This is a genomic window from Methylobacterium sp. Gmos3, from assembly GCF_056430985.1.
The window spans coordinates 123,964-149,038 of the sequence record NZ_JBWJYL010000007.1; the positions used below are offsets into that span (position 1 = coordinate 123,964).

The following is a 25,075-nucleotide window of genomic DNA, read 5'->3' on the forward strand; positions in this document are numbered from 1 at the left end:
CCCGGCCCGCTCTTTTTTTTGGCCGCAACCTCGCCGCGAAGCGGGCTCTTGCGCGAAACCTCCATGGCCGACATCCCCTCCGATCTTGCCGAACCGCGCCTCACCGGCGAGACGGGCGTCGGCGCCCAGGTGGCGCGCGTCATCGAAGGCCCGCTGCAGGGCCTCGGCTACCGGCTGGTGCGGGTGAAGGTCTCGGCCCAGAACGGCTGCACCGTGCAGATCATGCTGGAACGGCCGGACGGGACCTGCACCATCGACGATTGCGAGGCGGCGAGCCGCGTCCTGTCGCCGATCCTGGACCTCGACGATCCGGTGGGCGGTGCCTACAACCTCGAAATGTCCTCGCCGGGCATCGACCGGCCGCTGGTGCGGGTCTCGGACTTCGCCCGCTGGGCGGGGCACGAGGCGAAGCTGGAACTGGCCGTGCCGCTGGACGGGCGCAAGCGTTTCCGGGGCATCCTCGGAACGCCGGATGCCCAGGGCAAGACGGTGCCGGTCGACCTGCCCGACGTGAAGGAGGGCCTGCCGAGCCGCATTGCGGTGCCGCTGCGCGACCTCGCAGAGGCGCATCTCGTCCTCACCGACGATCTGGTGCGCGAATCCCTGCGTCGCGGTGGCCCGCCTGCCGACGAGATGGACGATGCCGAGGAGGAGGACGAGGCCTCGCCGCGTCCGGCTCCGCGCAAGACCGCCTCACCGAAGGCCAAGTCGGCGGGCAAGCCGGCAGGCAAGGCACCCGCCGGCAAAGCGGCAAAGTCTCCGGCCAGGAAGCCGGCCGCCGAGAAGCCCGCGCGGAGCGGGCCGAAGGGGCCGGTGATCACCAAGGCCGCCCGGCTCAAGGGCCAAGACGAGCCGCTTTAGACTTTCGAGCCGCTCTAGACTTTCGAGCCGCTTTAGAATTTCCCGTTTGAGAAGAAGGACCTGAACCCATGGCCGTCGTCAGCGCCAACAGGCTCGAACTCCTCCAGATCGCCGACGCGGTCGCCCGCGAGAAGGTGATCGACCGCCAGATCGTCATCGAGGCGATGGAGGAGGCGATCGCCAAGGCCGCCCGCTCCCGCTACGGCGCGGAGACGGACGTTCATGCCGAGATCGATACGAAGAGCGGCGCGCTGCGCCTCTCCCGCCACCTGCTGGTGGTGGAGCAGGTCGAGAACGACGCCCGCGAGATCACCCTCGATCAGGCCCGCCGCTTCAACCCCGGCGCGCTGATCGGCGACGTGATCTCCGATACGCTGCCGCCCTTCGATTTCGGCCGCGTGGCCGCCCAGTCGGCCAAGCAGGTCATCGTCCAGAAGGTCCGCGACGCCGAGCGCGCGCGGATGTTCGACGAGTACAAGGACCGCATCGGCGAGATCCTGAACGGCGTGGTGAAGCGCGTCGAGTACGGCAACGTCATCGTGGACCTCGGACGTGGCGAGGGCATCGTCCGCCGCGACGAGATGATCCCGCGCGAGACCTTCCGCCCCGGCGACCGCATCCGCTCGTACCTGTTCGACGTGCGCTCGGAAGTGCGCGGGCCCCAGATCTTCCTGTCGCGCTCGCACCCGCAATTCATGGCCAAGCTGTTCGGCCAGGAAGTGCCCGAAATCTACGACGGCATCGTCGAGGTGAAGGCGGTCGCCCGCGATCCGGGCTCGCGCGCCAAGATCGCCGTGATCTCCCGCGACGGCTCCATCGATCCGGTCGGCGCCTGCGTCGGCATGCGCGGCTCCCGCGTCCAGGCGGTGGTGGCCGAGTTGCAGGGCGAGAAGATCGACATCATCCCCTGGTCGGAGGATCAGGCGACCTTCATCGTCAACGCCCTCCAGCCTGCCGAGGTGGTGAAGGTGGTGCTGGACGAGGAGGCCGACCGCATCGAGGTGGTGGTGCCGGACGACCAGCTCTCGCTCGCCATCGGCCGTCGCGGCCAGAACGTGCGCCTCGCCTCGCAGCTGACCGGCTGGGACATCGACATCCTGACGGAGGCCGAGGAATCGGAGCGCCGCCAGAAGGAATTCACCGAGCGGACCCAGACCTTCATGCAGGCCCTCGACGTGGACGAGACTGTCGGCCAGCTCCTCGCGGCGGAAGGCTTCCGCTCGGTCGAGGAAATCGCCTACGTCGAGACCTCGGAACTGTCGAACATCCAGGGCCTCGATGAGGAGACCGGCGCCGAGATCCAGGCCCGCGCCCAGGATCACCTCGCCCGGATCGAGCAGGAGCACGATGATCGCCGCCGCGAACTCGGCGTCTCCGACGACCTGCGCGAGCTCGAGGGCATCACCACGCCGATGATGGTGGCGCTCGGCGAGAACGACGTGAAGTCGATCGAGGATCTGGCGGGCTGCGCCACCGACGATCTCGTCGGCTACACCGAGGGCCGTGGGCCGGAGGCCGTGCGCCATGCGGGCTTCCTCGACGGGTTCGACATGTCGCGGGCCGAGGCTGAGTCGCTGATCATGGCCGCCCGCGTCCATGCCGGCTGGATCGAGGCTCCGGCCGAGGCCGAATCGGAGGAGCAGGCCGAGGGTGAAGGCGAGGCCGAAGGCGCCGAGGGCGAGGCCGAGCCGGCCGAGCAGCAGGCCTGAGAGGAGCCGGGCGCCGCAGCATGAGCGAGGCCGTGGACACCACGACGGAGGCCGGGATCGAGGATTCCCTCGATTCGGGGCCCGACCATGCGGGGCCCGGCCGCCGTGCGCGCACGCGCACCTGCATCGTCACCCGGGTGGCCCAGGCCCCCGACGCGATGATCCGCTTCGTGCGCGGCCCCGACGGGATCGTGGTGCCGGATCTTCGCGGCAAGCTGCCGGGCCGGGGCGCCTGGATCGCCGCGAAGCGGGAGACGGTGGCTACGGCCGTGAAGAAAAACCTGTTCTCACGGGCGTTTAAGAGGCCGACCCCGGTCGGGGCCGATCTGACCGACCGGATCGGGGAAGCCCTGCGCGCCGACCTGAGGCAGGCCATCGCGCTCGCCAACAAGGCCGGGCACATCGTGACCGGCTTCGGCAAGGTCGAGGCGGCCGTCGGCGCCGATCCCGGCGTCGCGGCAGTGATTCATGCCGCCGAAGCGAGTCCCGACGGACGTAGAAAGATCGCTGCCGCCTTGATGCGGCGGCATGGACAAGCCATATCGGCAGTCCCGATCATCGATGACTTGTCCGAAGACGAATTGGACATGGCTTTGGGTCGGGATCATGTGATACACGCTGCGCTCGTCGCAGGAGCCGGAGCTGCCGGCTGCCTGTCGCGTTGGCGTCGGCTACGCTCGTTCGAGGGCGCCGCCACGGCGACCGAGGAGCCCGAGACCGCCTGACACGGCGGGATCGTACGAGCCCCACGAGACGACACGAGATTGATTGCGCCGCCGGCGGCACCGGTGCGCAGTCCACGGCACGAATGGAAACCCCCAGGGTTCTGACTGGATGAGTGATACGAACAACCCGGGCGACAAGACTGCGGAACGGGGCCCCCGTAAGCCGCTCTCCTTGAAGCGTCCGATCGAACAGGGTGTGGTGCGTCAGAGCTTCTCCCATGGCCGCACGAAGCAGGTCATGGTCGAGACTGTGAAGCGTCGCGTCGGTGCTCCGGCGACCCCGGCGCCGACAACGCCCGCACCGCGTCCCGCCGCCAACGCCCGCCCCGCAGGCGCGGCGCCGGCCGGATCGCAGCGTCCGCCGCAGCGTCCCGCTGCCGGGGGCGTCGTCCTTCGGACCCTGAGCGAGCAGGAAAGCGCGGCCCGTGCCGCCGCCCTGGCTGACGCCCAGCGTCGCGAGGCCGATGCCCGCCGCAAGGCCGAGGAGGACGCTGCTGCCCAGCGCGCCGCCGCCGAGGCCGAGGCCCGCCGCCAGCGCGAGGAGGCCGAAGCCCGCCGCCGCGCCGAGGAGGAGGCCGCCCGCGCCGCCGCCGAGGCCAAGGCCGCCGAGGAGGCTGCCCGCAAGGCTGCCGCCGAGGCTCAGGCCGAAGCTGCGGCTCAGGCCGCCGCGACACCGGCTCCGGCCGCTCCGGCGCCCGCTGCACCGGCTCCCGCAGCGCCCGCGCCGGCCGCCGCCAGCCCGGCTCCCGCTCAGGCGGCCGTTCAGGCTCCGGCCCCGGCCGCTCCCCAGGCGCCGGCCCCCGCCGCCGTTCAGGCTCCGGTCTCGGCGCCGCGTCAGCCGGCCGCTCCGGCGCGCCAGCCGTCCGCTGCGCGTCCGGCCGGTGCCGGCCGTCCCGCCGCTGCGGCGGGTCAGGCTCCGCGCCCGGCTGCCCCGGCGGCCCCGCGCCCCGCTTCGAACGAGCCGCGCAAGATCCTCACGGCCGACAATCGCAAGCCGCGCGACCTGAACTTCATGGCCCGCCCGGCGCCCGCGCCGGAGCCCGAGAAGTCGGCCACGCCCACCACCGCCGCTCGCCCGGCCGGTGCGGCGACGACCGCCCGGCCCGCCGCCGGCCGCGGCGCGCAGGTGAACGACGACGAGTCGGAGACGAAGCGGGTCATCCGCCGTCCCGGCATGCCGCTCAAGATCATCACCCCGCCCAAGACCCCCAAGGGTCCGGGTGGCGACCGCAACCGCGGCCGTCTGACGATCGCCAACGCCACCGCCGGCGAGGACGAGCGTACGCGCTCCGTCGCGTCGTTCCGCCGCCGCCAGCAGCGGATGAGCGGGCGCGGCCACGTGGAGCAGAAGGAAAAGCTGTCCCGCGAGGTGACGATCCCAGAGACGATCACCATCCAGGAACTCGCCAACCGCATGTCGGAGCGGGCCGTGGACGTGATCCGCATGCTGATGAAGCAGGGTCAGATCCACAAGATCACCGACGTGATCGATTCGGATTCCGCCCAGCTCATCGCCGAGGAGATGGGCCACACGGTCCGCCGCGTCGCCGAGTCGGACGTCGAAGAGGGCCTGTCCTCGGACGAGCCGGATCTGGAGGAGGATCTCGATCCCCGTCCGCCGGTCGTCACGATCATGGGCCACGTCGACCACGGCAAGACCTCGCTGCTCGACGCGATCCGCAAGGCCAACGTCGCCGACGACGAGGCCGGCGGCATCACGCAGCATATCGGCGCCTATCAGGTGGCGTCGCCCTCCGGCGACCTCATCACCTTCATCGACACCCCCGGCCACGCGGCCTTCACCTCCATGCGTGCCCGCGGCGCCAAGGTGACGGACATCGTGGTGATCGTGGTGGCGGCCGATGACGGCGTCATGCCCCAGACCATCGAGGCGATTCAGCACGCGAAGGCGGCGAACGTCCCGATGATCATCGCGATCAACAAGATCGACAAGCCGGACGCGAACCCCCAGCGGGTCCGCACCGAGCTGTTGCAGCACGACATCCAGGTCGAGTCGATGGGCGGCGAGACCCTGGAGTTCGAGGTCTCGGCCAAGACCGGCGACGGTCTGCCCGACCTTCTCGAGGGTCTGCAACTCCAGGCCGAGATCATGAACCTCCGCGCCAACGAGAAGCGCGATGGCGAGGGCACCGTGATCGAAGCGCAGCTGGATCGCGGCCGTGGTCCCGTGGCCACCGTGCTCGTGCAGCGCGGCACGCTCTTCACCGGCGACATCGTCGTGGCCGGCGCCGAGTGGGGCAAGGTCCGCGCCCTCATCGACGATCTCGGCGAGAACGTTCAGTACGCCGGCCCGTCGGTGCCGGTGGAGGTGCTGGGCTTCAACGGCACGCCGGACGCCGGCGACCGCGTGATCGTGGTCCCGACCGAGGCCCGTGCCCGCGAGGTCACCGAGTACCGCGCCCGCATCAAGCGCGAGCGCATCGCGGCCCGCACCGGCGGCGCCAACCGCTCGCTCGTCGACATGATGCGCGAGGCCAAGGAAGGCTCGCTCCGCAAGGAACTGCCCGTCCTCATCAAGGGCGACGTGCAGGGCTCGGTCGAGGCCATCGTGGGCGCCCTGGAGAAGCTCGGCAACGACGAGGTCGGTGCCCGCATCCTGCTCTCCGGCGTCGGCGGTATCACCGAGTCGGACATCACCCTGGCCCAGGCGTCCAAGGCGGTGGTGATCGGCTTCAACGTCCGCGCCCACAAGGAGGCCCGCGAGGCCGCCGAGCGCGCGGGTGTCGATATCCGCTACTACAACATCATCTACGACCTCGTGGACGACATCAAAGCCACGCTGTCGGGGATGCTCCCGCCGACGCTCCGCGAAGAGCGCCTTGGCGAGGCGACGATCCTTCAGGTCTTCGAGGTGTCGAAGGTCGGCAAGGTCGCCGGTTGCCGCGTCACCGATGGTGTCGTGGAGCGCGGCGCCCATGTCCGCCTCGTGCGCGACAGCGTCGTCATCCACGAAGGCAAGCTCAAGACCCTCAAGCGTCTCAAGGACGACGCCAAGGAGGTCACGAGCGGCCAGGAATGCGGCATGGCCTTCGAGAACTTCGAGAACATGCGCGCAGGCGACGAGATCGAGTGCTACCGGGTCGAGGAGATCCGCCGCACGCTCTGATCGTCCGGACGAACCGTCCGGACAGGGCGGCCGCGGCACACGCCGCGGCCGTCTTTTCTTTTTCTTGGAGGCAGGGCCCGTCCTCGTGGCGGGGCCTTAGCTCACGGACATGGCGCAGAAACCCACACCGACAGGCCCCTCCCAGCGCCAGCAGCGCGTCGCGGAACTGATCCGCCACGCGCTCGCCGAGGTGCTTCAGCGAGGCGACATCCAGGACCCCGTGCTCGGCTCGCATGTCGTGACCGTGCCGGAGGTGCGGATGTCCCCGGACCTGAAGCTGGCGACCGCTTACATCATGCCGCTCGGCGGTATGGACGAGGCGCCGGTCATCGCGGCCCTGGAGCGTCACCGGAAGGTGCTGCGCCAGGAGGTGGCGCGGCGGGTGAACCTGAAATACGCGCCGGAGCTGCGCTTCCGCCGGGACGAGACCTTCGACGAGGCTGCGCGGATCGACCGCCTGCTCCGCGACGAGCGGGTTCGGCGCGATCTCGACGAAACGGATCACGACGCGGATCATTGAGTCGGGAGTCCAGCAGGGCGCCGTCCTGCACCCGCAAAAGGACCAAGTCCTTTTGAAATCTTGTTTTTGACGTTCCAGGGCACAGAGGGACATGACCGTTTCCACCGACGATCACGCTCCGGCGCAGCCGGTCGCCGGCTTGCCGGGCGAGTCCCGCAGCCACGAAGGGCGCCGTCCGCAGCAGCGCGGTCCCCGGCCCGATCGCCCGAAGCGCAAGGACGTCTCGGGCTGGGTGATCCTCGACAAGCATGTCGGCATGACCTCGACTCACGCCGTCGCGGTGGTGAAGCGCGCCTTCAACGCCAAGAAGGCGGGCCATGCCGGCACCCTCGATCCGCTGGCCTCGGGCATCCTGCCGATCGCGCTGGGTGAGGCGACCAAGACGGTGCCGTTCGTGATGGATGGCCGCAAGGCCTACCGCTTCACCGTCGCCTGGGGCGTCGAGACCGATACCGACGACGCCGAGGGCCGCCCGGTGGCGACCAGCGAGGCGCGCCCCGAGCGGGCGGCGGTGGAGGCGGCTTTGCCGGCCTTCGTCGGCGCCATCGAGCAGGTGCCGCCGCGCTACTCGGCGATCAAGATCCAGGGTGAGCGCGCCTACGACCTCGCCCGTGATGGCGAGACCGTCGAGCTGGTCGCCCGTCCGGTGCAGATCGACCGGCTGGAGGTGGTAGGCCACGAGAACGGGCAGACCATCATCGAGGCCGAGTGCGGCAAGGGCACCTATGTCCGCGCGCTGGCCCGCGACCTCGGGCGGATGCTCGGCTGCTTCGGCCACGTCGCCGCCCTGCGCCGTACCCGCGTCGGGCCGTTCACCGAGGCGGAATCCTGCGCCGTGGCGACCCTCACCGACCAGGGGCCGGAGGCGGCACTGGCCCATCTGCGCCCGGTGGAGACGGCGCTCGACGCCATCCCCGGAATCGCCGTGTCCCGCGACATGGGCCTGCGCCTGATGCGCGGCCAGCCGGTGATCCTGCGGGGCCGCGATGCCCCAATCTCCGGCAAGGCCTTCGCGACCTGCTCCGGCATCCTCGTCGCCGTGGGCGATGTGGAGCGCGGCGAGCTCGTGCCGCACCGCGTCTTCCACCTCGGCGGAACGGCCCCCGGCCGGGCCTGAGGCGCGTCGGCGCACCCGGAACGCGGGGCATTTCAGCCCTGTTGGCCCCTCGTTGCGAAAGCGGGGGCTCGATGCGCGAACGGGAATGCGACGTGGCGGTGATCGGCGCGGGAACCGCCGGTCTCGCCGCGTACCGGGCGGCGCGGGACAAGGGAGCCCGCGCCATCCTGATCGAGCGCGGCCCCGGCGGCACCACCTGTGCCCGCGTCGGCTGCATGCCGTCGAAACTGCTGATCGCCGCCGCCGAAGCCGCGCACGGCGCGCGCAACACCGACCTCTTCGGCATCCGCGTCGACTCGGTGCGCGTCGACGGCCCGGCCGTCCTCACGCGCCTGCGTCGGGAGCGTGATCGCTTCGTCGGGGCGGTGCTGGATGGCGTCGCGAAAATCCCCGAGGCGGATCGTCTGGCCGGGCAGGCCCGCTTCCTCGACGGCCGCACCCTCGCCGTCGACGGGGAGACGCGCCTGCGCTTCGCCGCCGCCGTGATCGCCACGGGGTCGAGCCCCGCCGTGCCGAAGCCCCTGCGCGGCCTCGGGGACCGGCTGTTCACCACCGACACGATCTTCGAGATCGCGGATCTGCCGCCCTCCCTCGCCGTGCTCGGTCTCGGGGCCGTGGGCATCGAGATCGCCCAGGCCATGGCGCGCCTCGGTGTAAAGGTCACGGCGCTCGATTCCGGGAGCACCATTGCCGGGCTGACCGAGCCGGGCCTCGTGGCCAAGGCAGCGGAGATCTTTTCCGGCGAATTCGCGCTCCATCTCGGGGCGCGGGTCGAGGGCGCGGAGCGCGTCGGCGACCTCGTTCGCCTGGATTGGACCGACCGGGACGGCCGGAGCCAAGTCACCGAGGTGAGTCACGTCCTCTCCGCAGCGGGCCGCCCCCCGAACGTGTCGGGCCTCGGCCTCGAGACGACCGGCCTCACCCTGGACGAGGACGGCATGCCCGCCTTCGATCACCGCAGCCTCGTCTGCGAAGGCGCGCCGATCCTCATCGCCGGGGACGCCAATGCCTGGCGCCCGATCCTGCATGAGGCGAGCCGGCAGGGGAGCATCGCGGGAGCGAACGCCGCCGCCCTCGCCGCAGGACGCGCCCTCGACACGCCCGAGCCTTGGCCGGCGCTCGCAATGGTCTTCACCCATCCCCAGGCCGCCAGCGTCGGACTCGCCTTCGATCCGAAGGCGGAGGGACGGATTGTCGCGCGCACAAGCTTCGAGGATCAGGGCCGCGCCCGCGCCGAGGGCGTGAACCGGGGCGGCCTGTGCCTCTGGGCCGCAGCCGACGGGAGACTGCTCGGCGGGGAGATGCTGGGACCGGCGGTCGAGCACCTCGCTCAGATCCTGTCCAACGCCCTGCGAGACAAGCTCAAGGTTCGGGAGTTCTCCGACCGTCCATTCTATCATCCGACTGTGGAAGAAGGGCTTTATACCTTATTGTCCGAAATGATACAAAGCGTAGGAGGTGGTCGAACCGAGTGAGCGACTTCGCGGCATCGTTGGTAAAACAGCGTACAGGCAAGCATTGCACTTCCCGGATCGCCCCGTCATACCGTCTTCGATGATCCGGTCTCGTGCCTGATGCCGCCGAGCGAGCCCCCCATGGAGAGCCGCGAGAGCGGTGCCGACCTCGACGCCCTCGCCCCGGACGAGCTCGACCGCCTCGATGCAGGCGTGATCGCCCTCGACGGTGCGGGGACCATCGTCGCGTTCAGCGAAGGCGCCAGCGCGCTGCTCAAGCTCCCCCGGGACGCCGTGCTGGGCCGGGACTATTTCCAGGACGTGATGCCGGCTGCCAACGTGCCGGCCTTCCGCGGCCGCTTCCTCGCGGGCGCGCGGCGGGGCGCGCTGGACGAGCGATTCGAATACGTGTTCGGCCGCCTGCCGCAGCCCCTGCGGGCGCAGGTGCGGATGAAACGCGGCCGGTTCGACGGCAGCCCGGTGACGTGGCTGCGGATCGACGCCTTGGAAAATCTCGGCTTCGGTGCCTCGCGCGAGGCCGTGGTCTCGGCCATCGGCCGCCGGGTCCGGGCCGAGCCGGTGGATCCGAGCCTGTGCGAGCGTGAGCCGATCCACATTCCGGGTTCGATCCAGCCCAACGCCGTTCTCTTCGCCGCCGACGCGGCCACGCTCCTCGTCACGGCCTTCTCCACCAACGTGACCGAGGTGGTGGACCCGGCCGAGCCGCCGCTGCTCGGCCGTCCTCTCGGCGACATCCTTCCGGCCGCCTTCATGCAGGCGGTGACGGAACGGCTCGCGGACGGCACCCTGGACGACGGGCGCTCGCTGCGGCGGCGGGTGCGCTTCCCCGGCCGGCCGGAGGTGAATTACCTCGCCGTCGCCCATGTCCATGCCGGGCGGCTGATCGTCGAGATCGAGCGCGAGCCCGACATCTCCGACGATTTCCGCTTGGCGAGCCAGACCGACACCGAACTCGCCGTGGCCCGGCTGCGCGCCGCCGAGACCCTGGCGGGCGCGGCCCGCGTCGCCGCCCTCGAGATCCGCGCGCTGACCGGCTTCGAGGCGGTGCTGGTCTACCGGTTCGACTCGGATTGGAACGGCGAGGCCGTCGCCGAGGACAAGACGCCGAACTGGTCGCGCAGCCTGCTCGGCCTGCGCTTCCCGGCCTCCGACATCCCGGCCCAGGCCCGCGCGCTCTACACCAAGGCCAAGAGCCGCTTCGTGGTCGACCGCGACAGCGTGCCGGTGGCGCTCGTCGGCGCGCCGGGCGGCGCCAATGCGCCCATCGACCTCACCTTCGCGCAGCATCGCTCCCTGTCGCCGATCCATCTGGAGTACCAGCGCAACCTCGGCGTGAACGGCTCCATGTCGATCTCGATCATGGTGGACGGGCGCCTGTGGGGGCTGATGATCGGCCATCACCGCCGGCCGCATTACGTGCCGCCGGAGACCCGCGCGGCGGCGACCGTGCTCACCGACGCCTTTGCCATGCGCGTGCAAGAGATCGAGTCCCGCCGCCTGTGGGCCGAGCGTCAGGCGCATCTCGACGTCGAGGGCCGGCTCGTCCGGAGCCTCACCCGCTCGGACGATTTCGTCGTGGCGCTGACCGGCGGCGTCACCACGCTGCTGCACCTGTTCGACGCCACGGGCGCGGGCATCGTCACGGGCGACCGGGCGACGGTGATCGGCCGCGCGCCCCCCGCCGAGGCGGTGGTGCGGATCGCGGCGTGGCTGCGCGAGACCTTGCCCGAGGGCGAGACGCGGTTCGAGAGCAGCCAGTTCACCACGGTCTATACGGAGGCCGTGCCCTATCGCGAGGTGGCGAGCGGCCTGCTCGCGGCCTTCGTGGATGAGGGGCGCGAGACGCTGCTCGTGTGGTTCCGGCCGGAGATGCCAAGCACGGTGACCTGGGGTGGCGATCCGCGCAAGCCGGTGCTCGCCGGCAGCGGCTCGGTGGCCGTGCTGCCCCGGCGCTCCTTCGAGCGCTGGGTGGAGGAGCGCACCGGCCACGCCAATCCCTGGGCCGAGTGGCAGGGGAACCTCGCCACGTCCCTCGCGGAGGCGGTGGAGGGCGTGGTGCTGCGCCAGCGGCGGAAGATCGACGAGCTGACCGGCCTCCTCGCGGAGAAGGAGCGCCTTCTCGCGCAGAAGGACCTGCTCACCCGCGAGATCGACCACCGGGTGAAGAACTCCCTTCAGATCGTTTCGGCCTTCCTGCAGATGCAGCGGCGTCAGATCGCCGACGCGGCGGCCCGCCAAGCCTTCGCCGAGACCTCAGCGCGGGTGATGAGCGTCGCCCGCGTGCATGACAGCCTCTATCAGGCCGACCGCGTGGACGAGGTCGATCTCGGCGTCACCATCGAGAGCCTGTGCAAGGATCTCGCGGGGCTCGCGGGCGACGGGCATTCCGTCGACCTCACCGTCGAGCGCGGCATGATGGTGCCCTACCGCAAGGCGGTGGCGCTCTCGCTCATCGCCACCGAACTCGTGACCAACGCCTTCAAATACGCCACCACGCCCACCGGTGGCGGCCGGGTCGAGGTGACGGTCTCGTCCTCGGACACCGAGGGCGGCGTGCAGCTCAAGGTGTGCGACGACGGCGCCGGCCTGCCGGAGGATTGGGCCGAGCCGAAGGGCAGTGCGCAGGGCACGGGCCTCGGCATGAAGCTGATCCGGGCGATGCTCGACCAGATCAACGCCCGCCTCGATGTCGTGAACAATCCCGGCGCCTGCTTCACCATCACCGCCTGACCATGGCCGATCCCACGCTCCATTTGAGGCTGAGGACGGCCACGGCGACGGCGCACGAGGCGCTGGAACGCGACCTCGGCTGGCAGGCGCGGGTCGCGACCCTCCAGGGCTACCGCGATCTCCTCGGCCGCCTGCACGGCTTCCACGCCACCTGGGAGCCCGCCATCGGCGCGGCCCTGGGCGACGGCGCGTTCTTCGATCCCCGCCGCCGGCTCGCGGCCCTGGGCGACGACCTCACCTTTCTCGGGCTGACGGGATCGGAGATCGGCGCGCTGCCGCTGGCGCAGCCCATCGCGCTCGCCGGCCCCGCTGCGGCGATGGGGGCGCTCTACGTGCTCGAAGGCTCGACCCTGGGCGGACGGGTGATCGGCCGCCACATCGCGGCGGCGCACGGGCTCGCCGGGGAGGGGCTTGCCTATTATTCCGGCCACGGTCCCCGCACGGGCGCCATGTGGTCGGCCTTCCGCGCCCGGCTCGATTCCTTCGACGGGCAAGGCGAGGCCGTCGTCGCCGCCGCGAACGAGACCTTCGACGCGATGCGGGTGTGGCTGGGCGCAGCCTAGGGCCGCACCCGAACGAGTTGGTTCAGCCAGCCCTCTCCAAGTCTTCCCCCTCATCCTGAGGTGCGGCGGAGCCGCTTCGAAGGAGGGCTCCAGGGATCGCGCGGCAGGCTGGAGCCCTCCTTCGAGGCCCGCTGACGCAGGCACCTCAGGATGAGGGGAGAGGGTGGGTGCCGTCTCGATGTGGTCGGTCGCGGCTCTAGGCCCCGCTTTGCTCGGCCAGCAACCCTTCCACGAAGGCCGCGAGGCCGGTGCGCCGGGTGCGCTTCAGGCGCTCGGCGGCGAGGATGCCCTGCAAGGATTTGAAGGCCGCCTGCAAATCGTCGTTGACGATGACGTAATCGTACTCGCTCCACCGCTGGATTTCGGTGCGGGCGTTGGCGAGGCGGCGCTCGATCGTCTCGGCGGAATCCTCGGCCCGGCGCTCCAGGCGGTGGCGCAGCTCGGCCATGCTCGGCGGCAGGATGAAGACGCTCACCACGTCGCCGGAGAGCTTGCTGCGCACCTGACGGGTGCCCTGGTAGTCGATGTCGAAGATCATGTCCCGGCCGGAGCCGAGCACCTTCTCCACCGGCCGCCGGGGCGTGCCGTAGAAGTTGCCGTGGACCTCGGCCGATTCGAGCAGGTCGTCCCGGGCGCGCAGGTCCTCGAAGGCCTCCCGCTCGATGAAGTGGTAGTGCTGCCCGTCGATCTCGGACGGGCGCCGCGCGCGGGTCGTCACCGAGATGGACAGTTCGAGCGCCCAGGTCGGATCCCCGGCGATGGCGCGGGTCAGCGTCGTCTTGCCCGCGCCCGAGGGCGAGGACAGGATGAGGATCAGGCCCCGCCGCGTAATTCTCGTCTCGTCGATCACGGGTCGGCCCGTCTCCAGTGGGGGTGAGGCGTCACGGTAGCCCGCGCGCCTATTCGATATTCTGAACCTGCTCGCGGAATTGTTCGACCACGGCCTTCAGGTCGAGGCCGATCCGCGACAGGCCGATCTCGCCGGCCTTGGCGCAGAGCGTGTTCGCCTCGCGGCCGAATTCCTGGGCCAGGAAATCGAGCCGGCGGCCGATGGGTCCGCCCGCCGCGAGCAGGTCGCGGGCGGCGGCGCCGTGGGCGCGCAGGCGGTCCAGCTCCTCGCGCACGTCGGCCTTGGCGGCGAGCAGCACCGCCTCCTGATGCAGGCGCTCGGGGTCGAGGCCGGTGTTCGACAGGGCGTCCACCGTCGCATTCAGCCGCGCCCGCACCGCGTCGGCGTGGCGGGAGGGCTCGTCCTCTGCGGCCTGGGTCAGGGCGGCGATGCGCGCGACCTGGGCCGAGACGATCTCCTCGAGCTGGCGCCCCTCGGCCCGGCGGGCCTCCACGAGGTCGGCGACCAGGAGGACCACCCCGTCGGTGAGATCGCGGTTGAGCGATTCGGTGTCGGAGGAGGCCTCCTCCTCGGCCTCCACGACGCCGCGGATGCCGAGCAGCCCGTCCATCGTGGCGGGGGCGACGCCCTCGGGCCGGGGCACCCGCGCCACCGCCTGGGCGAGGCTCGCGAGCAGCACCTCGTTGATGCGGACCTTCGGCGCGCCCTCGCCGCGCGTCATCGTGAGCGACAGCTGGATCTGCCCACGCGAGAGGGTTTTCTGCAGGGCGGTGCGGGCGGTCTCGCCCACGGCCTCGAAGCCGGTGGGCACCCGGACCCGCACGTCGAGCCCGCGCCCGTTCACGCTGCGGACCTCCCAAGCCCATTGGACCGCGCCCGTCGTGCCGGCGGCGCGGGCGAATCCCGTCATGCTCGCGATCTGGGCCATGGGCGGTGCCGTCGTCCGGAGGGACGGCGGCTGTAGCACGGATTCCGGCGGGGGAAAGGGGGCTTGGCCCTACCGCTTCGGCTTCTGCTTCAGGGTCGGCGGCTCGGCCAGGACCGGGATGCTCTTTGGGGAGCCGAGATCGTAGGTCCGGTTCTTGAGGGGGTCAAGGCGCGTACCCTCCGAAGCGTCGAAGGCGCGCGAGCGGGCCTCCGGCGACGAGGGATCGAGGAGCGCCGCGTTGGTGCCCGCGGAGGCCGCCGCGCCCGACGTGTCGGCGGTGGGGGCGGGCGGATCGGCCTTGTCCACCGCGTCGGGCGGGGATTGGCGGCTCTTCTCCACGGCGCGCCAGCGGGCCACGTTGCGCTGGTGCGCATCCAGGCTCTCGGCGAAGGCGTGGCCGCCCGTGCCGTCCGCCACGAAGTAGAGATCGCGCGTGCGGGACGGGTTGGCGGCGGCTTCGAGCGCGGCCTTGCCGGGGTTGGCGATGGGGCCGGGCGGCAGGCCCTCGATCACATAGGTGTTATAGGGCGTCGCCCGGTCGATCTCCGAGCGCAGGATGCCCCGCCCGAGGGTGCCGCGCCCGCCGACGAGGCCGTAGACGATGGTCGGGTCCGATTGCAGCCTCATCCGCTTGTTGAGGCGGTTGGCGAAGACGGCGGCGACGCGCGGGCGCTCGTCGGCGCGGCCGGTCTCCTTCTCGACGATGGAGGCGAGGGTGACGAGTTCGGCCGGGGTCTTCACCGGCACGTCGGCGCTGCGGCGCTGCCAGATCTGGTTCAGCACCTCGCGCTGCTTCGTCTTCATCAGGTTGACGATCTGCTGGCGCGTGGCGCCCCGCTCGAACTTGTAGGTATCCGGCAGGAGGGAGCCCTCCGGCGGCACCTCGCCGATCTCGCCGGAGAGCACGTCGTTCTCGTTGAGGCGGGCGACGATCTGCTCCGAGGTCAGGCCCTCGGGGAAGGTGATCGCGTGCTGGACCTGCCGGCCGGTGGCCAGGGTGTCGAGGGTGTCGCCGATGCTGGCATGGGCCTTGAACAGGTACTCGCCGGCCCGAAGGGGCGGGCGCCCGCCGAAGCGGGCGGCGAATTCGAACAGCCCGGTGTGCTGGATCACGCCCTCCTTCGCCAGGGTCTCGGCGATCTCGGTCGTGCCGCTGCTCCGGGGGATCACGATCACCTTGTCCGCCGCGAGCGGACCCGGCTCCTGCACGTTGCGCTGGTAGATGGTGAGCGTGACCATCGCCGCGAGGGCGGCGGCCACCGCGAAGGTCAGGAGGCCGCTGACGAGGCCAATGAAGCTGCCGCGCTCGCGCGCCGGACGCTCCGGCGGCGGCGGCGCCGCGATGGGCTTGATCGCCTCGCTGGGGGAGCGCGGCGACAGGCGCTGCGGCAACGGCATTTCGTCGTCGTGTCCGTCGTGGTCGTGCCCGTCCTGGCCGACCACCTCCTGTCCCTCACCGGGCTTGATCTTCGAACGGCGAAAGAACATCGGGATCCTCGGCGGTCCGGCCGAACCGTTCCGCGAACCAATCGGGGTCGGCCGCCCACATCAGAGTGTCGCGTCGTGTGCGCGACCCTAATCGTTTTTGTGGCGAAATTGCCGTTCCGCAGCGCGGGGTCGGGGCGCTTCGGCCCTGGCCGGCTGGCAGGTGGCGCAGAAAAAGGTGGATCGGCCCGCCTGGACCAGCCGCGCCACCGTCCCGACACAACCCGCACGGGTGCAGGCGAGGCCGAACCGATCGTAGACCCGGAAGGCGTGCTGGAACCCGCCCGCGCTGCCATCGGTGCGGGCGTAGTCGCGCAGGGTCGAGCCGCCCGCCTCCACCGCCTCGGTCAGCACGGCGACGATGGCGCGGGCGAGCGCGTTGGCCGGTGCCGTCGGGCGCCCATCCGGCTTGGCGAGGGAGCCGGCGGGCGCCTCCGGGTGGAGCTTCGCCCGGTGCAGGGCCTCGCAGACATAGATGTTGCCGAGCCCGGCGATGAGCCGCTGATCGAGGAGGGCGGCCTTGAGCGGGGTGATCTTGCCCCGGAACAGGCTCGCGATCACCGCGCCGGTCAGCCCGTCCAGGGGCTCGACGCCCATCTTCGCGAAGTGGCGGCAGGTGTCGAGGGTTTCGCTCGGCACGAGATCCATGAAGCCGAAGCGGCGGGCGTCGTTGTAGGTGATCGTGGCGCCCGACGACATCGCCATCACCACATGGTCGTGCTTCGGCACGCCCTGCGCGCCCTCGAGATAGAAATCCCCCGGCGAGAGGTTGCTTCCGTCCGGCATCGCCACGTCGAAGCGCCCGCTCATGCCGAGATGCATGATCAGCGTCTCGCCGGAATCGAGGCTCGCGGCCAGGTACTTCGCCCGGCGGGCGAGGGCGGTGACGCCACGCCCTTCGAGGCGGGCGGCGAACCGGTCGGGGAAGGGGAAGCGCAGGTTCGGGCGCCGGAGCGTCACGCGGCTGAAGCGGGCGCCGACCATGGCGGGCTCCAGGCCCCGGCGCACGGTCTCGACCTCGGGGAGTTCGGGCATGTCGTCCTGTCGTGTGTCGATGGCCCCGGATATCGGCTGCCGGGCGGCGGGCCGCAATGCGCCGCGCGGGCGCGGTCAATCCGGCGGCGCGCCGCGCAGGCGCTTGGTGGCACCGCGCTTGGTCTTGTCCTCCAGCCGGCGCTTCTTCGAAGCCAGCGTCGGGCGGGTCGGGCGGCGGGGCGTCGGCGGCACGGCGGCCTCCGCGACGAGGGCCGCGAGGCGCTCGCGGGCATCGGACCGGTTGCGCTCCTGGGTGCGGAAGCGCTGCGCCACGAGGACGAGCACCCCGTCGTCGGTGAGGCGCCGCCCGGCGAGCCGCATCAGCCGAATGGCCACAGCGTTGGGCAGGGAAGGGGAGCGGCGCACGTCGAAGCGCAATTGCACCGCCGTCGAGAGCTTGTTGACGTTCTGGCCGCCGGGGCCGGAGGCGCGCACGAAGCTCTCGAGCAGTTCCGCGTCGGGGATGGCGATCTCCGGCGTGCAGACGAGGGTCACGGCCGGAGCCTCCTGGGTCAGGCGGCTTCGGTCGGGGTGCGCGCGCGCATCGCCAGGGCGTGGAGGCCCCGCGCGAAGGCGGGATCGAGGAGCCCGTTCACGAGGCGGTGACGCTCGACGCGGCTCTTTCCCTCGAAGGCCGCCGATACGATATCCAACCTATAGTGAGTCTCGCCCCCCGGCCTCGCCCCGGAATGGCCGGCATGGAGGTGCGATTCGTCGATCACGTCGAGGTGGGCCGGCGCCAATTCGGCGCGCAGCCTCGTCTCGATCCAGTCCCGCAGCGTTTCGGCCATCTCGCGTCCCGCGTCGCTTTTCCCGTCAAGCCCGATCCCGCGCATGCGTCATCAGGCCCAGCGCCCTTGTGTTGGCGTTACACCCCCTCATAATCGGCCCGTCATGGATCTCAACTCGCGCCTGTTCGACAGCATCCGCATCAAGCCGTCCTGCGACGAGCCGAAGGCCGCTGCCGAGGCGGCGTGCGAGAGCCCGGGCTGCACGAACCCAGGGCTCTACCGCGCGCCGAAGGGCCGCAAGGCGGAGGGCCAGTACTGGCGGTTCTGCATGGACCACGTGCGCGCCTACAACGCCTCGTACAATTACTTCGACGGCATGAACGACGCCGCCGTCCAGGCCTACCAGAAGGACGCGCTGATCGGGCACCGCCCCACCTGGGCGATGGGCGTGAACCGCGCCGCCGATGCCAAGCCCGAGCAGGAGGCGGCCCGCGATTGGGCCTATGTCGATCCGCTGGGCATCCTGCGCGCCAACGGCGTGGGCGAGAAGGGCCGGCGCGCCAAGCCGGAGGAGCCGGAGCGGCCCCGCCGCTCGGCCGCCGTGCGCAAGGCGCTCGACGTGATGGGCCTCGACGACACCGCCGACACCGCCGCGATCAAGGCGCAGTACAAGACGCTGGTGAAGCGCTTCCACCCGGACGCCAATGGCGGGGACCGCTCGTTCGAGGAGCGCCTGCGCGACATCATCCGCGCGCACGATGTGCTGCGCGCCGCCGGCCTGTGCTGAGGCGGCACGAGGGATGCACGTGGCCCCGCTCGAAGCGGAGGCCGGTGGGCTCTATATGAGAAGTCTCGTTCTCCCGGTGGCGAGTCCCCGCGTCGCCGTCTAAGGTTCCGCGTCTTGCGGAAACCGCTCCCAGCGTCTCCCGCGCGGATGCCGCCTCACGGGCTGCCCCGCGCTCCAAGAGGTCCCGAATGCTCTCCGACGATACGCCCGCCCGGCTCCCCGATCGCACCGTCAACGTCCGCGACGTCTTCGGCATCGACCTCGACCTCAAGGTTCCGGCCTTCGCCGAAGCCGAAGAGCACGTGCCCGATCTTGACCCGGACTACATCTTCGACCGGGAGACGACGCTCGCCATCCTGGCCGGCTTCGCGCGCAACCGCCGCGTGATGGTCACGGGCTATCACGGCACCGGCAAGTCGACGCATATCGAGCAGGTCGCGGCCCGGCTGAACTGGCCCTGCATCCGCATCAACCTCGACAGCCACGTCTCGCGCATCGATCTCGTCGGCAAGGACGCGATCGTGCTGAAGGACGGCAAGCAGGTCACTGCCTTCCAGGACGGCATCCTGCCCTGGGCGCTGCAGAACAATGTCGCCCTCGTGTTCGACGAGTACGATGCCGGCCGCCCTGACGTGATGTTCGTGATCCAGCGGGTGCTGGAAGTCTCGGGCCGCCTGACGCTGCTTGATCAGAAGCGGGTCATCCGCCCGCACCCGGCCTTCCGCCTGTTCGCGACCGCCAACACGGTCGGCCTTGGCGACACGTCGGGCCTGTATCACGGCACGCAGCAGATCAACCAGGGCCAGATGGACCGCTGGTCCATCGTCACCACCCTGAACTACCTGCCGCATGATCGTGAAGTGGACATCGTTCTCTCGAAGGCGACCCACTACAAGGGCGACAGCGGGCGCGACATCGTCAGCCGCATGGTGCGCGTGGCCGACCTCACCCGCAACGCCTTCATGAACGGCGACCTCTCCACCGTCATGAGCCCGCGCACGGTCATCACCTGGGCGGAGAACGCCGACATCTTCCGCGATATCGGCTTCGCCTTCCGCGTGACCTTCCTCAACAAGTGCGACGAGCTCGAGCGGACCCTGGTCGCGGAATTCTACCAGCGCGCCTTCGGCAAGGAACTGCCCGAGAGCGCGATGAACGTCGCCCTGAGCTAGCCGATGGAGGAGTTCTTGGGCCAGGCCGTTTCGATCCAGGATGGAAGCGAGGACTCTTCACCTCAGTCGGGCCGCACCCGTTACGAGGACGATCTCTACACCTGGGTACGCGAGCAGGTCGCCTTGCTCCGTGCCGGCCGGGTTGACGCGCTCGACCTCGACAATATTGCCGAGGAACTGAGCGACGTGGGAAGCTCGCAATATAGTCAGATGGAGAGTACGCTCCGCGTCCTCATCATGCACATGCTCAAGTGGGATCAGCAGCCCGAAAAGCGCACGCCGAGCTGGATCTATTCCATTCGGGAGCAGCGGCGGCGTTACGTGAAGATCCTCAAGAAGAACCCTGGTCTGAAATCTCAACTCGATGAAATACGGGCCGGCATCTACCCGGTCTCTCGGGACTGGGCGTCGGACGAATGCCACCTTTCGCCGGATGAGTTTCCGTCGGAATGTCCATACGACTGGGACGATCTGCTCGAGCGCCCCTTCGATTTCGATTCCTTGAAGACCTGAAGCCCGCATGTCCCTGTCCAACCGCAAGCCCGGCGAGCGGCGCGAGCCTGTCGCGGAGCCCCTGAAGCGCTCCGTGGCGGGGTGCCTGCGCGCCATCGCCCGCAAGGCCGAGATCGAGGTCACCTACGCCACCGACCGGCCGGCGCTGACGGGCGACAAGGCCCGCCTGCCCGAGCCGCCGAGGAAGATGTCGGCGGGGGACGTGGCGATCCTCCGCGGCAACGCCGACGCGATGGCGCTGCGGCTGGGCTGCCACGACGTGTCCCTGCACCGCCGCTTCGCCCCGGAGAACGCCCCGGCGCGGGCGGTCTACGACGCGGTGGAACAGGCCCGCGTGGAGGCCATCGGCTCCCGGCGGATGTCGGGCGTGGCGAGCAACATCGCCGCGATGCTGGAGGACCGCTACCACCGGGGCGGCAAGTACGAGACCATCACCGACAGGGCGGACGCGCCCCTGGAGGACGCGGTCGCCCTCATGGTGCGCGAGCGTCTGACGGGCCAAGCCCCCCCCGAGGCGGCCAGCAAGATCGTGGACCTGTGGCGCTCGCACATCGAGGAGAAGGCCGGGCCGAACCTCGACGGGCTCATCGGCTCCATCGAGGATCAGCGCGCCTTCGCCCGCTCGATCCGCGATCTCCTCACCTCCCTCGACATGTCGGACGAGACGCCCTTCGACCCGGAGGACGACGAGAACGACGACGAGAACGACGCCCAGGACGACGAGCAGAACCCGAGCGAGGGCGATTCGGAGGAGAAGTCGCAAGGCGACCGCGCCGAGATCGAGACCTCGGAGGAAGCCTCCGACGACATCGAGGAAGGCGCGCAGGAGCAGGCCGACGCCCCCTCCGGCGAATTGCCCGACGAGGCCGAGGATGCCGAATCGGATGAGGCCGCCGAGGGCTCCCGCCCGCCGCCGCGTCAGGCGAACGAGGCGCGCGGCCCCGAATACAAGGTGTTCAGCCCGAAATTCGACGAGGTGATCCACGCCGAGGACCTGTGCGACGCGGACGAACTCGCCCGCCTGCGCAGCTACCTCGACAAGCAGCTCTCGCATCTGCAGGGCGTCGTCGGGCGGCTGGCGAACCGGCTGCAGCGGCGCCTCCTCGCCCAGCAGAACCGCGCCTGGGACTTCGACCTCGAAGAGGGCCAGCTCGATCCGGCGCGCCTCGTTCGCGTGGTGACGGACCCGTTCCAGCCCCTTTCCTTCAAGCAGGAGAAGGACACGAATTTTCGCGATACGGTCGTCACGCTGCTGCTCGACAATTCCGGCTCGATGCGCGGGCGCCCGATCACCGTGGCGGCGACCTGCGCGGACATCCTGGCGCGGACGCTGGAACGCTGCGGCGTGAAGGTGGAGATCCTGGGCTTCACCACCCGGGCCTGGAAGGGCGGCCAGAGCCGCGAATCGTGGCTCGCCGCCGGCAAGCCGCCGACGCCCGGTCGCCTGAACGACCTGCGCCACATCGTCTACAAGGCGGCGGACGCTCCCTGGCGCCGGGCGCGGAAGAACCTCGGGCTGATGATGCGCGAGGGTCTGCTGAAGGAGAACATCGACGGCGAGGCGCTGGATTGGGCGCACAAGCGCCTGCTCGGCCGCCCCGAGCAGCGCAAGATCCTGATGGTGATCTCGGACGGTGCCCCGGTCGACGATTCGACCCTCTCGGTCAACGCCGGCAACTATCTGGAGCGCCACCTGCGCTGGATGATCGAGGACATCGAGACCCGCTCGCCGGTGGAACTGCTCGCCATCGGCATCGGCCACGACGTGACGCGCTACTACCGTCGTGCGGTGACGATCATCGATGCCGAGGAACTCGGCGGCGCGATGACGGAGAAGCTCGCCGAGCTGTTCGAGGAGGACGGCGCGCCGGCGCCGATCCGGCAACCCGTGCGGATGGCGGCGGGCGGGCGGCGGTAGGCGCCTCACCCCGCGCTGCTTCGCCGTCAGTGCGAGCGCCCCCCGCCCCGTCATTGCGAGCGAAGCGAAGCAATCCAGGGCAGCGCTACGTCCGGAAACGGCCCGCATCCCTGGATTGCTTCACTGCGTTCGCTATGACGTAGGTGTTTACAGCCCCAGGTCGCTCAGCGACGGATGGTCGGCCGGGCGGGGGCCGGAGCGATCCCAGTGGAACAGGCGCTGGTCCTCGCGGATCGGCAAGTCGTTGATGCTGGCGTGCCGCGCCTGCATCAGGCCGTTGGCGTCGAACTCCCAGTTCTCGTTGCCGTAGGCCCGGAACCACGCGCCCGACCCGTCGTGGAATTCGTAGGCGAATCGCACGGCGATGCGGTTCTCGTGGAACGCCCACAGCTCCTTGATCAGCCGGTACTCGTGCTCGGCCTGCCACTTGCGGGTCAGGAAGGCGACAATGGCCTCGCGGCCGGAGAAGATCTCCGCGCGGTTCCGCCAGCGGCTGTCGGCCGTGTAGGCGAGCGAGACCTTCTCCGGGTTGCGGCCGTTCCAGCCATCCTCGGCGGCGCGGACCTTCTTCGCGGCACTCTCGGCGGTGAAGGGCGGAAGCGGCGGGCGACTCTCGGACATGGCTGATCCTGGACACACGAAAGCGACCGGCGCCTTGTGAGCGCCGGTCGCTTTCAGATCAATCCGAAAAGACCCTCAGGCCGCGGCCGGAACCTCGGCGAGCTTCTTGTGCAGCTCGCGCTTGAGGAGACGGGCGGTCTGCGACAGGTCGCCTTCCGAGGCCTTCACGAGGAAGGCATCGAGCCCGCCGCGGTGCTCGACCGTGCGCAGGGCGTGGGCGGTGATGCGCATCCGCACACGCTTGCCGAGGGCATCGGACTGAAGCGTGACGTTGCACAGGTTCGGCAGGAACCGGCACTTGGTCTTGTGGTTCGAGTGGCTCACGAGGTGGCCGACCTGAACAGCCTTGCCGGTGAGTTCGCAGCGGCGCGCCATGACTTAAACAATCCCGTTTCGTTCCGCCGCGGGCCAGATCGCAGCCTGCGCAAACCTTTGCGCCGCGGGCCGCGCCCGTGCGTCAAACCAGGTCCGGCGGAGTCCTGTTGAAGGCGCGGGCTATAGGCGACACAGGGCCGCCCCGTCAAGGCTCGACCGACGATGCCGCCGTCCGAACCCTCTGTTAACCATGGCGCGGGGATAACCGAGGTCCATTCCGCGCGGCCCGGCCGGCGCGGTCCAGGATTTCGAGCCGGACCATGCGTATCACGATCCCGGTCAGACCCCTCCTGGCGGCGACCCTCGCCGCCGCCCTGGGGCTGCTTCCCCCGCAGGCGGAGGCGAGGCCCCGCAAGGCGAAGGCCGCCGCCGCCCCAGCCTCCCTCTCCGTCGATTACGCCATCGCGCTGGCGGGCCTGCGGATCGGCACCGCCCGGCTCGCGGGCGCGTTCGAACGCGATTCGTACCGGATGGACGTCTCCGCGACGCTCACCGGCCTCGTCGGCGCCATCACCGGCGGCCAGGGCTCCGCGCGCTCCTCGGGGAGCGTGGGCGCCGGCCCGCAGCCGGACGCGTTCTCTATCGCCACCCGCACCGCCAGTTCCGGCATCGCCGTGCGCATGGCGCTGGCCCACGGCAACGTGGTCCAGACCGAGATCACCCCTCCGCTCGTGGACATGCAGGACCGGGTGCCGGTCACGGCGGCCATGAAGCGCAGCATCATGGACCCGGCGAGCGCCCTCGTCATGCCGGTGCGGGCGGGCGCCGCCGCCACCGACCCCGCCAATTGCGACCGCACCCTGCCGCTCTTCGACGGGGCGACGCGCTTCGACGTGGTGCTGAGCTACGCGGAGACGCGGGAGGTGCAGAAGCCCGGCTATTCCGGCCCGGTCCTCGTCTGCAACGCCCGCTACCGGGCGATCGCCGGCCACCGGCCCGACCGGCCGGGGGTGAAGTTCATGGAGGACAACCGCGAGATGTCCGTGTGGCTCGCGCCCGTCGAGGGCACGAAGGTCCTCGTGCCCCTGCGCATCTCCGTGCTCACCGAGATCGGCACCAACATCATCGAGGCGACCCGCTGGACGCGGGCGGGCGATACCGAGACGGCCGCCCGCGCCGCCGATCCGGCCCTCACCCAGGCGAGCCTGCCCGGCCAGTGACGCTTCCCTTCGGCGCGGCGCGGCCCTATCCCGATGGGGCGGCCGAGCCCGCCCGAGGAGACGCCATGGCCAAGGGGTACATCATCGTCCGCATGACGGTCACGGACCCGGAGGCGTACAAGGACTACGCCGCCATGGCCTCCGAGGCGATGAAGCTCTACGGCTGCAAGCCCCTGGTCCGGGGTGGCCGCAGCGAGGCCCTCGAAGGCGAGGCCCGCCCGCGCAACGTCGTGCTCGAATTCGAATCCTACGAGGCGGCCCGGACCTACTATTACTCGCCGGAATACCAAGCCGCCGTCGCCAAGCGCCTGCCGGCCGGAACCGGTGAAGTGGTATTGGTCGAGGGCGTGGACTGAAGGCTTCCCCCATGCTGCCGCGCCTCGCCGTCCTCGTCACCCTTATGAGTGCCGCCCCGGCGCTGGCACAGCCTCTCACCGCAGGCTCGCCCTGCGGCGGCGATGCCTTTTCCTCGGCGCAGGTGATCGAGCACCGGCCGCCCCGGCGCGGGCCGATCACGGCGGTGCCGGATACCCTCTGCGCCGATGTCGAGCCGCAGCACCCGCAGGCGGATGTGCGGATCGACGCCTACCCCGTCATCGTGCCGCAGGTTGGCAGGGGCGGGCGCAGCGTCCCATATTAAGGGCAGCCGGTCGCCCGACCGCAGGAACAGCCG

24 protein-coding genes are annotated in these 25,075 nt (G+C 70.4%); 16 read left to right on the top strand and 8 right to left on the bottom strand.

The annotated features are described in order from the left end of the window. Positions 1 to 63: 63 nt before the first annotated feature. From rimP to ACS5Q7_RS15845, 9 genes are all read left to right on the top strand, one after another. Positions 64 to 861 carry a ribosome maturation factor RimP gene (rimP, locus tag ACS5Q7_RS15805; protein ID WP_478340257.1) on the top strand — a complete coding sequence of 266 codons (798 nt, stop codon included), beginning with the start codon at positions 64 to 66 and terminating at the stop codon, positions 859 to 861. Positions 862 to 929: 68 nt separating this feature from the next. Continuing rightward, entirely contained in the window at positions 930 to 2,570 is a 1,641-nt protein-coding gene (gene nusA, locus ACS5Q7_RS15810; RefSeq protein ID WP_478340258.1) for a transcription termination factor NusA, read from the top strand. A gap of 20 nt (positions 2,571 to 2,590) precedes the next feature. Beyond that, entirely contained in the window at positions 2,591 to 3,295 is a 705-nt protein-coding gene (locus tag ACS5Q7_RS15815; protein ID WP_478340259.1) for an RNA-binding protein, read from the top strand. Positions 3,296 to 3,404: 109 nt separating this feature from the next. After that, on the top strand, positions 3,405 to 6,422 hold the full coding sequence (gene infB / locus ACS5Q7_RS15820) for a translation initiation factor IF-2 (RefSeq protein WP_478340260.1): 3,018 nt from the start codon (positions 3,405 to 3,407) through the stop codon (positions 6,420 to 6,422). A 109-nt stretch (positions 6,423 to 6,531) separates the two neighbouring features. After that, positions 6,532 to 6,942 (top strand): 30S ribosome-binding factor RbfA, encoded by a 411-nt coding sequence (rbfA, locus tag ACS5Q7_RS15825; protein WP_478340261.1) that lies wholly within the window; start codon positions 6,532 to 6,534, stop codon positions 6,940 to 6,942. Positions 6,943 to 7,033: 91 nt separating this feature from the next. Continuing rightward, positions 7,034 to 8,059 carry a tRNA pseudouridine(55) synthase TruB gene (gene truB, locus ACS5Q7_RS15830; RefSeq protein WP_478340262.1) on the top strand — a complete coding sequence of 342 codons (1,026 nt, stop codon included), beginning with the start codon at positions 7,034 to 7,036 and terminating at the stop codon, positions 8,057 to 8,059. 71 nt (positions 8,060 to 8,130) lie between these two features. After that, the gene (locus tag ACS5Q7_RS15835) at positions 8,131 to 9,534 is read left to right on the top strand and encodes a dihydrolipoyl dehydrogenase (protein ID WP_478340263.1); all 1,404 of its coding nucleotides are present in this window, start codon (positions 8,131 to 8,133) and stop codon (positions 9,532 to 9,534) included. Between the two features lie 99 nt (positions 9,535 to 9,633). Beyond that, entirely contained in the window at positions 9,634 to 12,264 is a 2,631-nt protein-coding gene (locus ACS5Q7_RS15840; RefSeq protein WP_478340264.1) for a histidine kinase dimerization/phosphoacceptor domain -containing protein, read from the top strand. Positions 12,265 to 12,266: 2 nt separating this feature from the next. Beyond that, the gene (locus tag ACS5Q7_RS15845; protein WP_478340265.1) at positions 12,267 to 12,827 is read left to right on the top strand and encodes a biliverdin-producing heme oxygenase; all 561 of its coding nucleotides are present in this window, start codon (positions 12,267 to 12,269) and stop codon (positions 12,825 to 12,827) included. 196 nt (positions 12,828 to 13,023) lie between these two features. On the opposite strand, the gene gmk is transcribed toward ACS5Q7_RS15845, so the two are convergent. The 6 genes from gmk to ACS5Q7_RS15875 form a co-directional block, all read right to left on the bottom strand. Beyond that, a complete protein-coding gene (gmk, locus tag ACS5Q7_RS15850; RefSeq protein WP_478340266.1) occupies positions 13,024 to 13,677 on the bottom strand; it encodes a guanylate kinase in 654 nt (217 codons plus the stop codon). A gap of 49 nt (positions 13,678 to 13,726) precedes the next feature. Beyond that, positions 13,727 to 14,605 (bottom strand): YicC/YloC family endoribonuclease, encoded by an 879-nt coding sequence (locus tag ACS5Q7_RS15855; RefSeq protein ID WP_478340267.1) that lies wholly within the window; start codon positions 14,603 to 14,605, stop codon positions 13,727 to 13,729. Positions 14,606 to 14,674: 69 nt separating this feature from the next. Continuing rightward, on the bottom strand, positions 14,675 to 16,093 hold the full coding sequence (mltG, locus tag ACS5Q7_RS15860) for an endolytic transglycosylase MltG (protein WP_478340268.1): 1,419 nt from the start codon (positions 16,091 to 16,093) through the stop codon (positions 14,675 to 14,677). Between the two features lie 87 nt (positions 16,094 to 16,180). After that, the gene (gene mutM / locus ACS5Q7_RS15865) at positions 16,181 to 17,125 is read right to left on the bottom strand and encodes a bifunctional DNA-formamidopyrimidine glycosylase/DNA-(apurinic or apyrimidinic site) lyase (protein WP_478340269.1); all 945 of its coding nucleotides are present in this window, start codon (positions 17,123 to 17,125) and stop codon (positions 16,181 to 16,183) included. A gap of 75 nt (positions 17,126 to 17,200) precedes the next feature. After that, on the bottom strand, positions 17,201 to 17,620 hold the full coding sequence (gene arfB / locus ACS5Q7_RS15870; protein ID WP_478340270.1) for an alternative ribosome rescue aminoacyl-tRNA hydrolase ArfB: 420 nt from the start codon (positions 17,618 to 17,620) through the stop codon (positions 17,201 to 17,203). Positions 17,621 to 17,637: 17 nt separating this feature from the next. Next, the gene (locus ACS5Q7_RS15875; RefSeq protein WP_478340271.1) at positions 17,638 to 17,916 is read right to left on the bottom strand and encodes a BolA family protein; all 279 of its coding nucleotides are present in this window, start codon (positions 17,914 to 17,916) and stop codon (positions 17,638 to 17,640) included. A gap of 103 nt (positions 17,917 to 18,019) precedes the next feature. On the opposite strand from ACS5Q7_RS15875, the gene ACS5Q7_RS15880 reads away from it, so the two are divergent. The 4 genes from ACS5Q7_RS15880 (at position 18,020) to cobT (ending at position 22,246) form a co-directional block, all read left to right on the top strand. Next, positions 18,020 to 18,643, top strand: coding sequence for a J domain-containing protein (locus tag ACS5Q7_RS15880; RefSeq protein WP_478340272.1), 624 nt, complete (start codon positions 18,020 to 18,022; stop codon positions 18,641 to 18,643). A gap of 188 nt (positions 18,644 to 18,831) precedes the next feature. Further along, positions 18,832 to 19,815 (top strand): cobaltochelatase subunit CobS, encoded by a 984-nt coding sequence (cobS, locus tag ACS5Q7_RS15885; RefSeq protein WP_478340273.1) that lies wholly within the window; start codon positions 18,832 to 18,834, stop codon positions 19,813 to 19,815. A gap of 3 nt (positions 19,816 to 19,818) precedes the next feature. Next, positions 19,819 to 20,328: a DUF29 domain-containing protein gene (locus ACS5Q7_RS15890; RefSeq protein WP_478340274.1), complete on the top strand. Its 510-nt coding sequence runs from the start codon at positions 19,819 to 19,821 to the stop codon at positions 20,326 to 20,328. Positions 20,329 to 20,335: 7 nt separating this feature from the next. Further along, positions 20,336 to 22,246 carry a cobaltochelatase subunit CobT gene (cobT, locus tag ACS5Q7_RS15895; protein WP_478340275.1) on the top strand — a complete coding sequence of 637 codons (1,911 nt, stop codon included), beginning with the start codon at positions 20,336 to 20,338 and terminating at the stop codon, positions 22,244 to 22,246. Between the two features lie 147 nt (positions 22,247 to 22,393). Here the strand turns inward: cobT and ACS5Q7_RS15900 are convergent, their stop codons facing one another. Together ACS5Q7_RS15900 and rpmB are read right to left on the bottom strand one after the other, a co-directional pair. After that, the gene (locus ACS5Q7_RS15900) at positions 22,394 to 22,867 is read right to left on the bottom strand and encodes a nuclear transport factor 2 family protein (RefSeq protein WP_478340276.1); all 474 of its coding nucleotides are present in this window, start codon (positions 22,865 to 22,867) and stop codon (positions 22,394 to 22,396) included. Between the two features lie 75 nt (positions 22,868 to 22,942). After that, entirely contained in the window at positions 22,943 to 23,242 is a 300-nt protein-coding gene (rpmB, locus tag ACS5Q7_RS15905; RefSeq protein WP_243953673.1) for a 50S ribosomal protein L28, read from the bottom strand. A 260-nt stretch (positions 23,243 to 23,502) separates the two neighbouring features. On the opposite strand from rpmB, the gene ACS5Q7_RS15910 reads away from it, so the two are divergent. From ACS5Q7_RS15910 to ACS5Q7_RS15920, 3 genes are all read left to right on the top strand, one after another. Beyond that, positions 23,503 to 24,402, top strand: a complete 900-nt coding sequence (locus ACS5Q7_RS15910) for a DUF3108 domain-containing protein (protein ID WP_478340277.1) — start codon at positions 23,503 to 23,505, stop codon at positions 24,400 to 24,402. A 65-nt stretch (positions 24,403 to 24,467) separates the two neighbouring features. Then, positions 24,468 to 24,758, top strand: a complete 291-nt coding sequence (locus ACS5Q7_RS15915; protein WP_243953674.1) for a DUF1330 domain-containing protein — start codon at positions 24,468 to 24,470, stop codon at positions 24,756 to 24,758. An 11-nt stretch (positions 24,759 to 24,769) separates the two neighbouring features. Continuing rightward, positions 24,770 to 25,042 (top strand): hypothetical protein, encoded by a 273-nt coding sequence (locus ACS5Q7_RS15920; protein WP_478340278.1) that lies wholly within the window; start codon positions 24,770 to 24,772, stop codon positions 25,040 to 25,042. Positions 25,043 to 25,075: the final 33 nt, after the last annotated feature.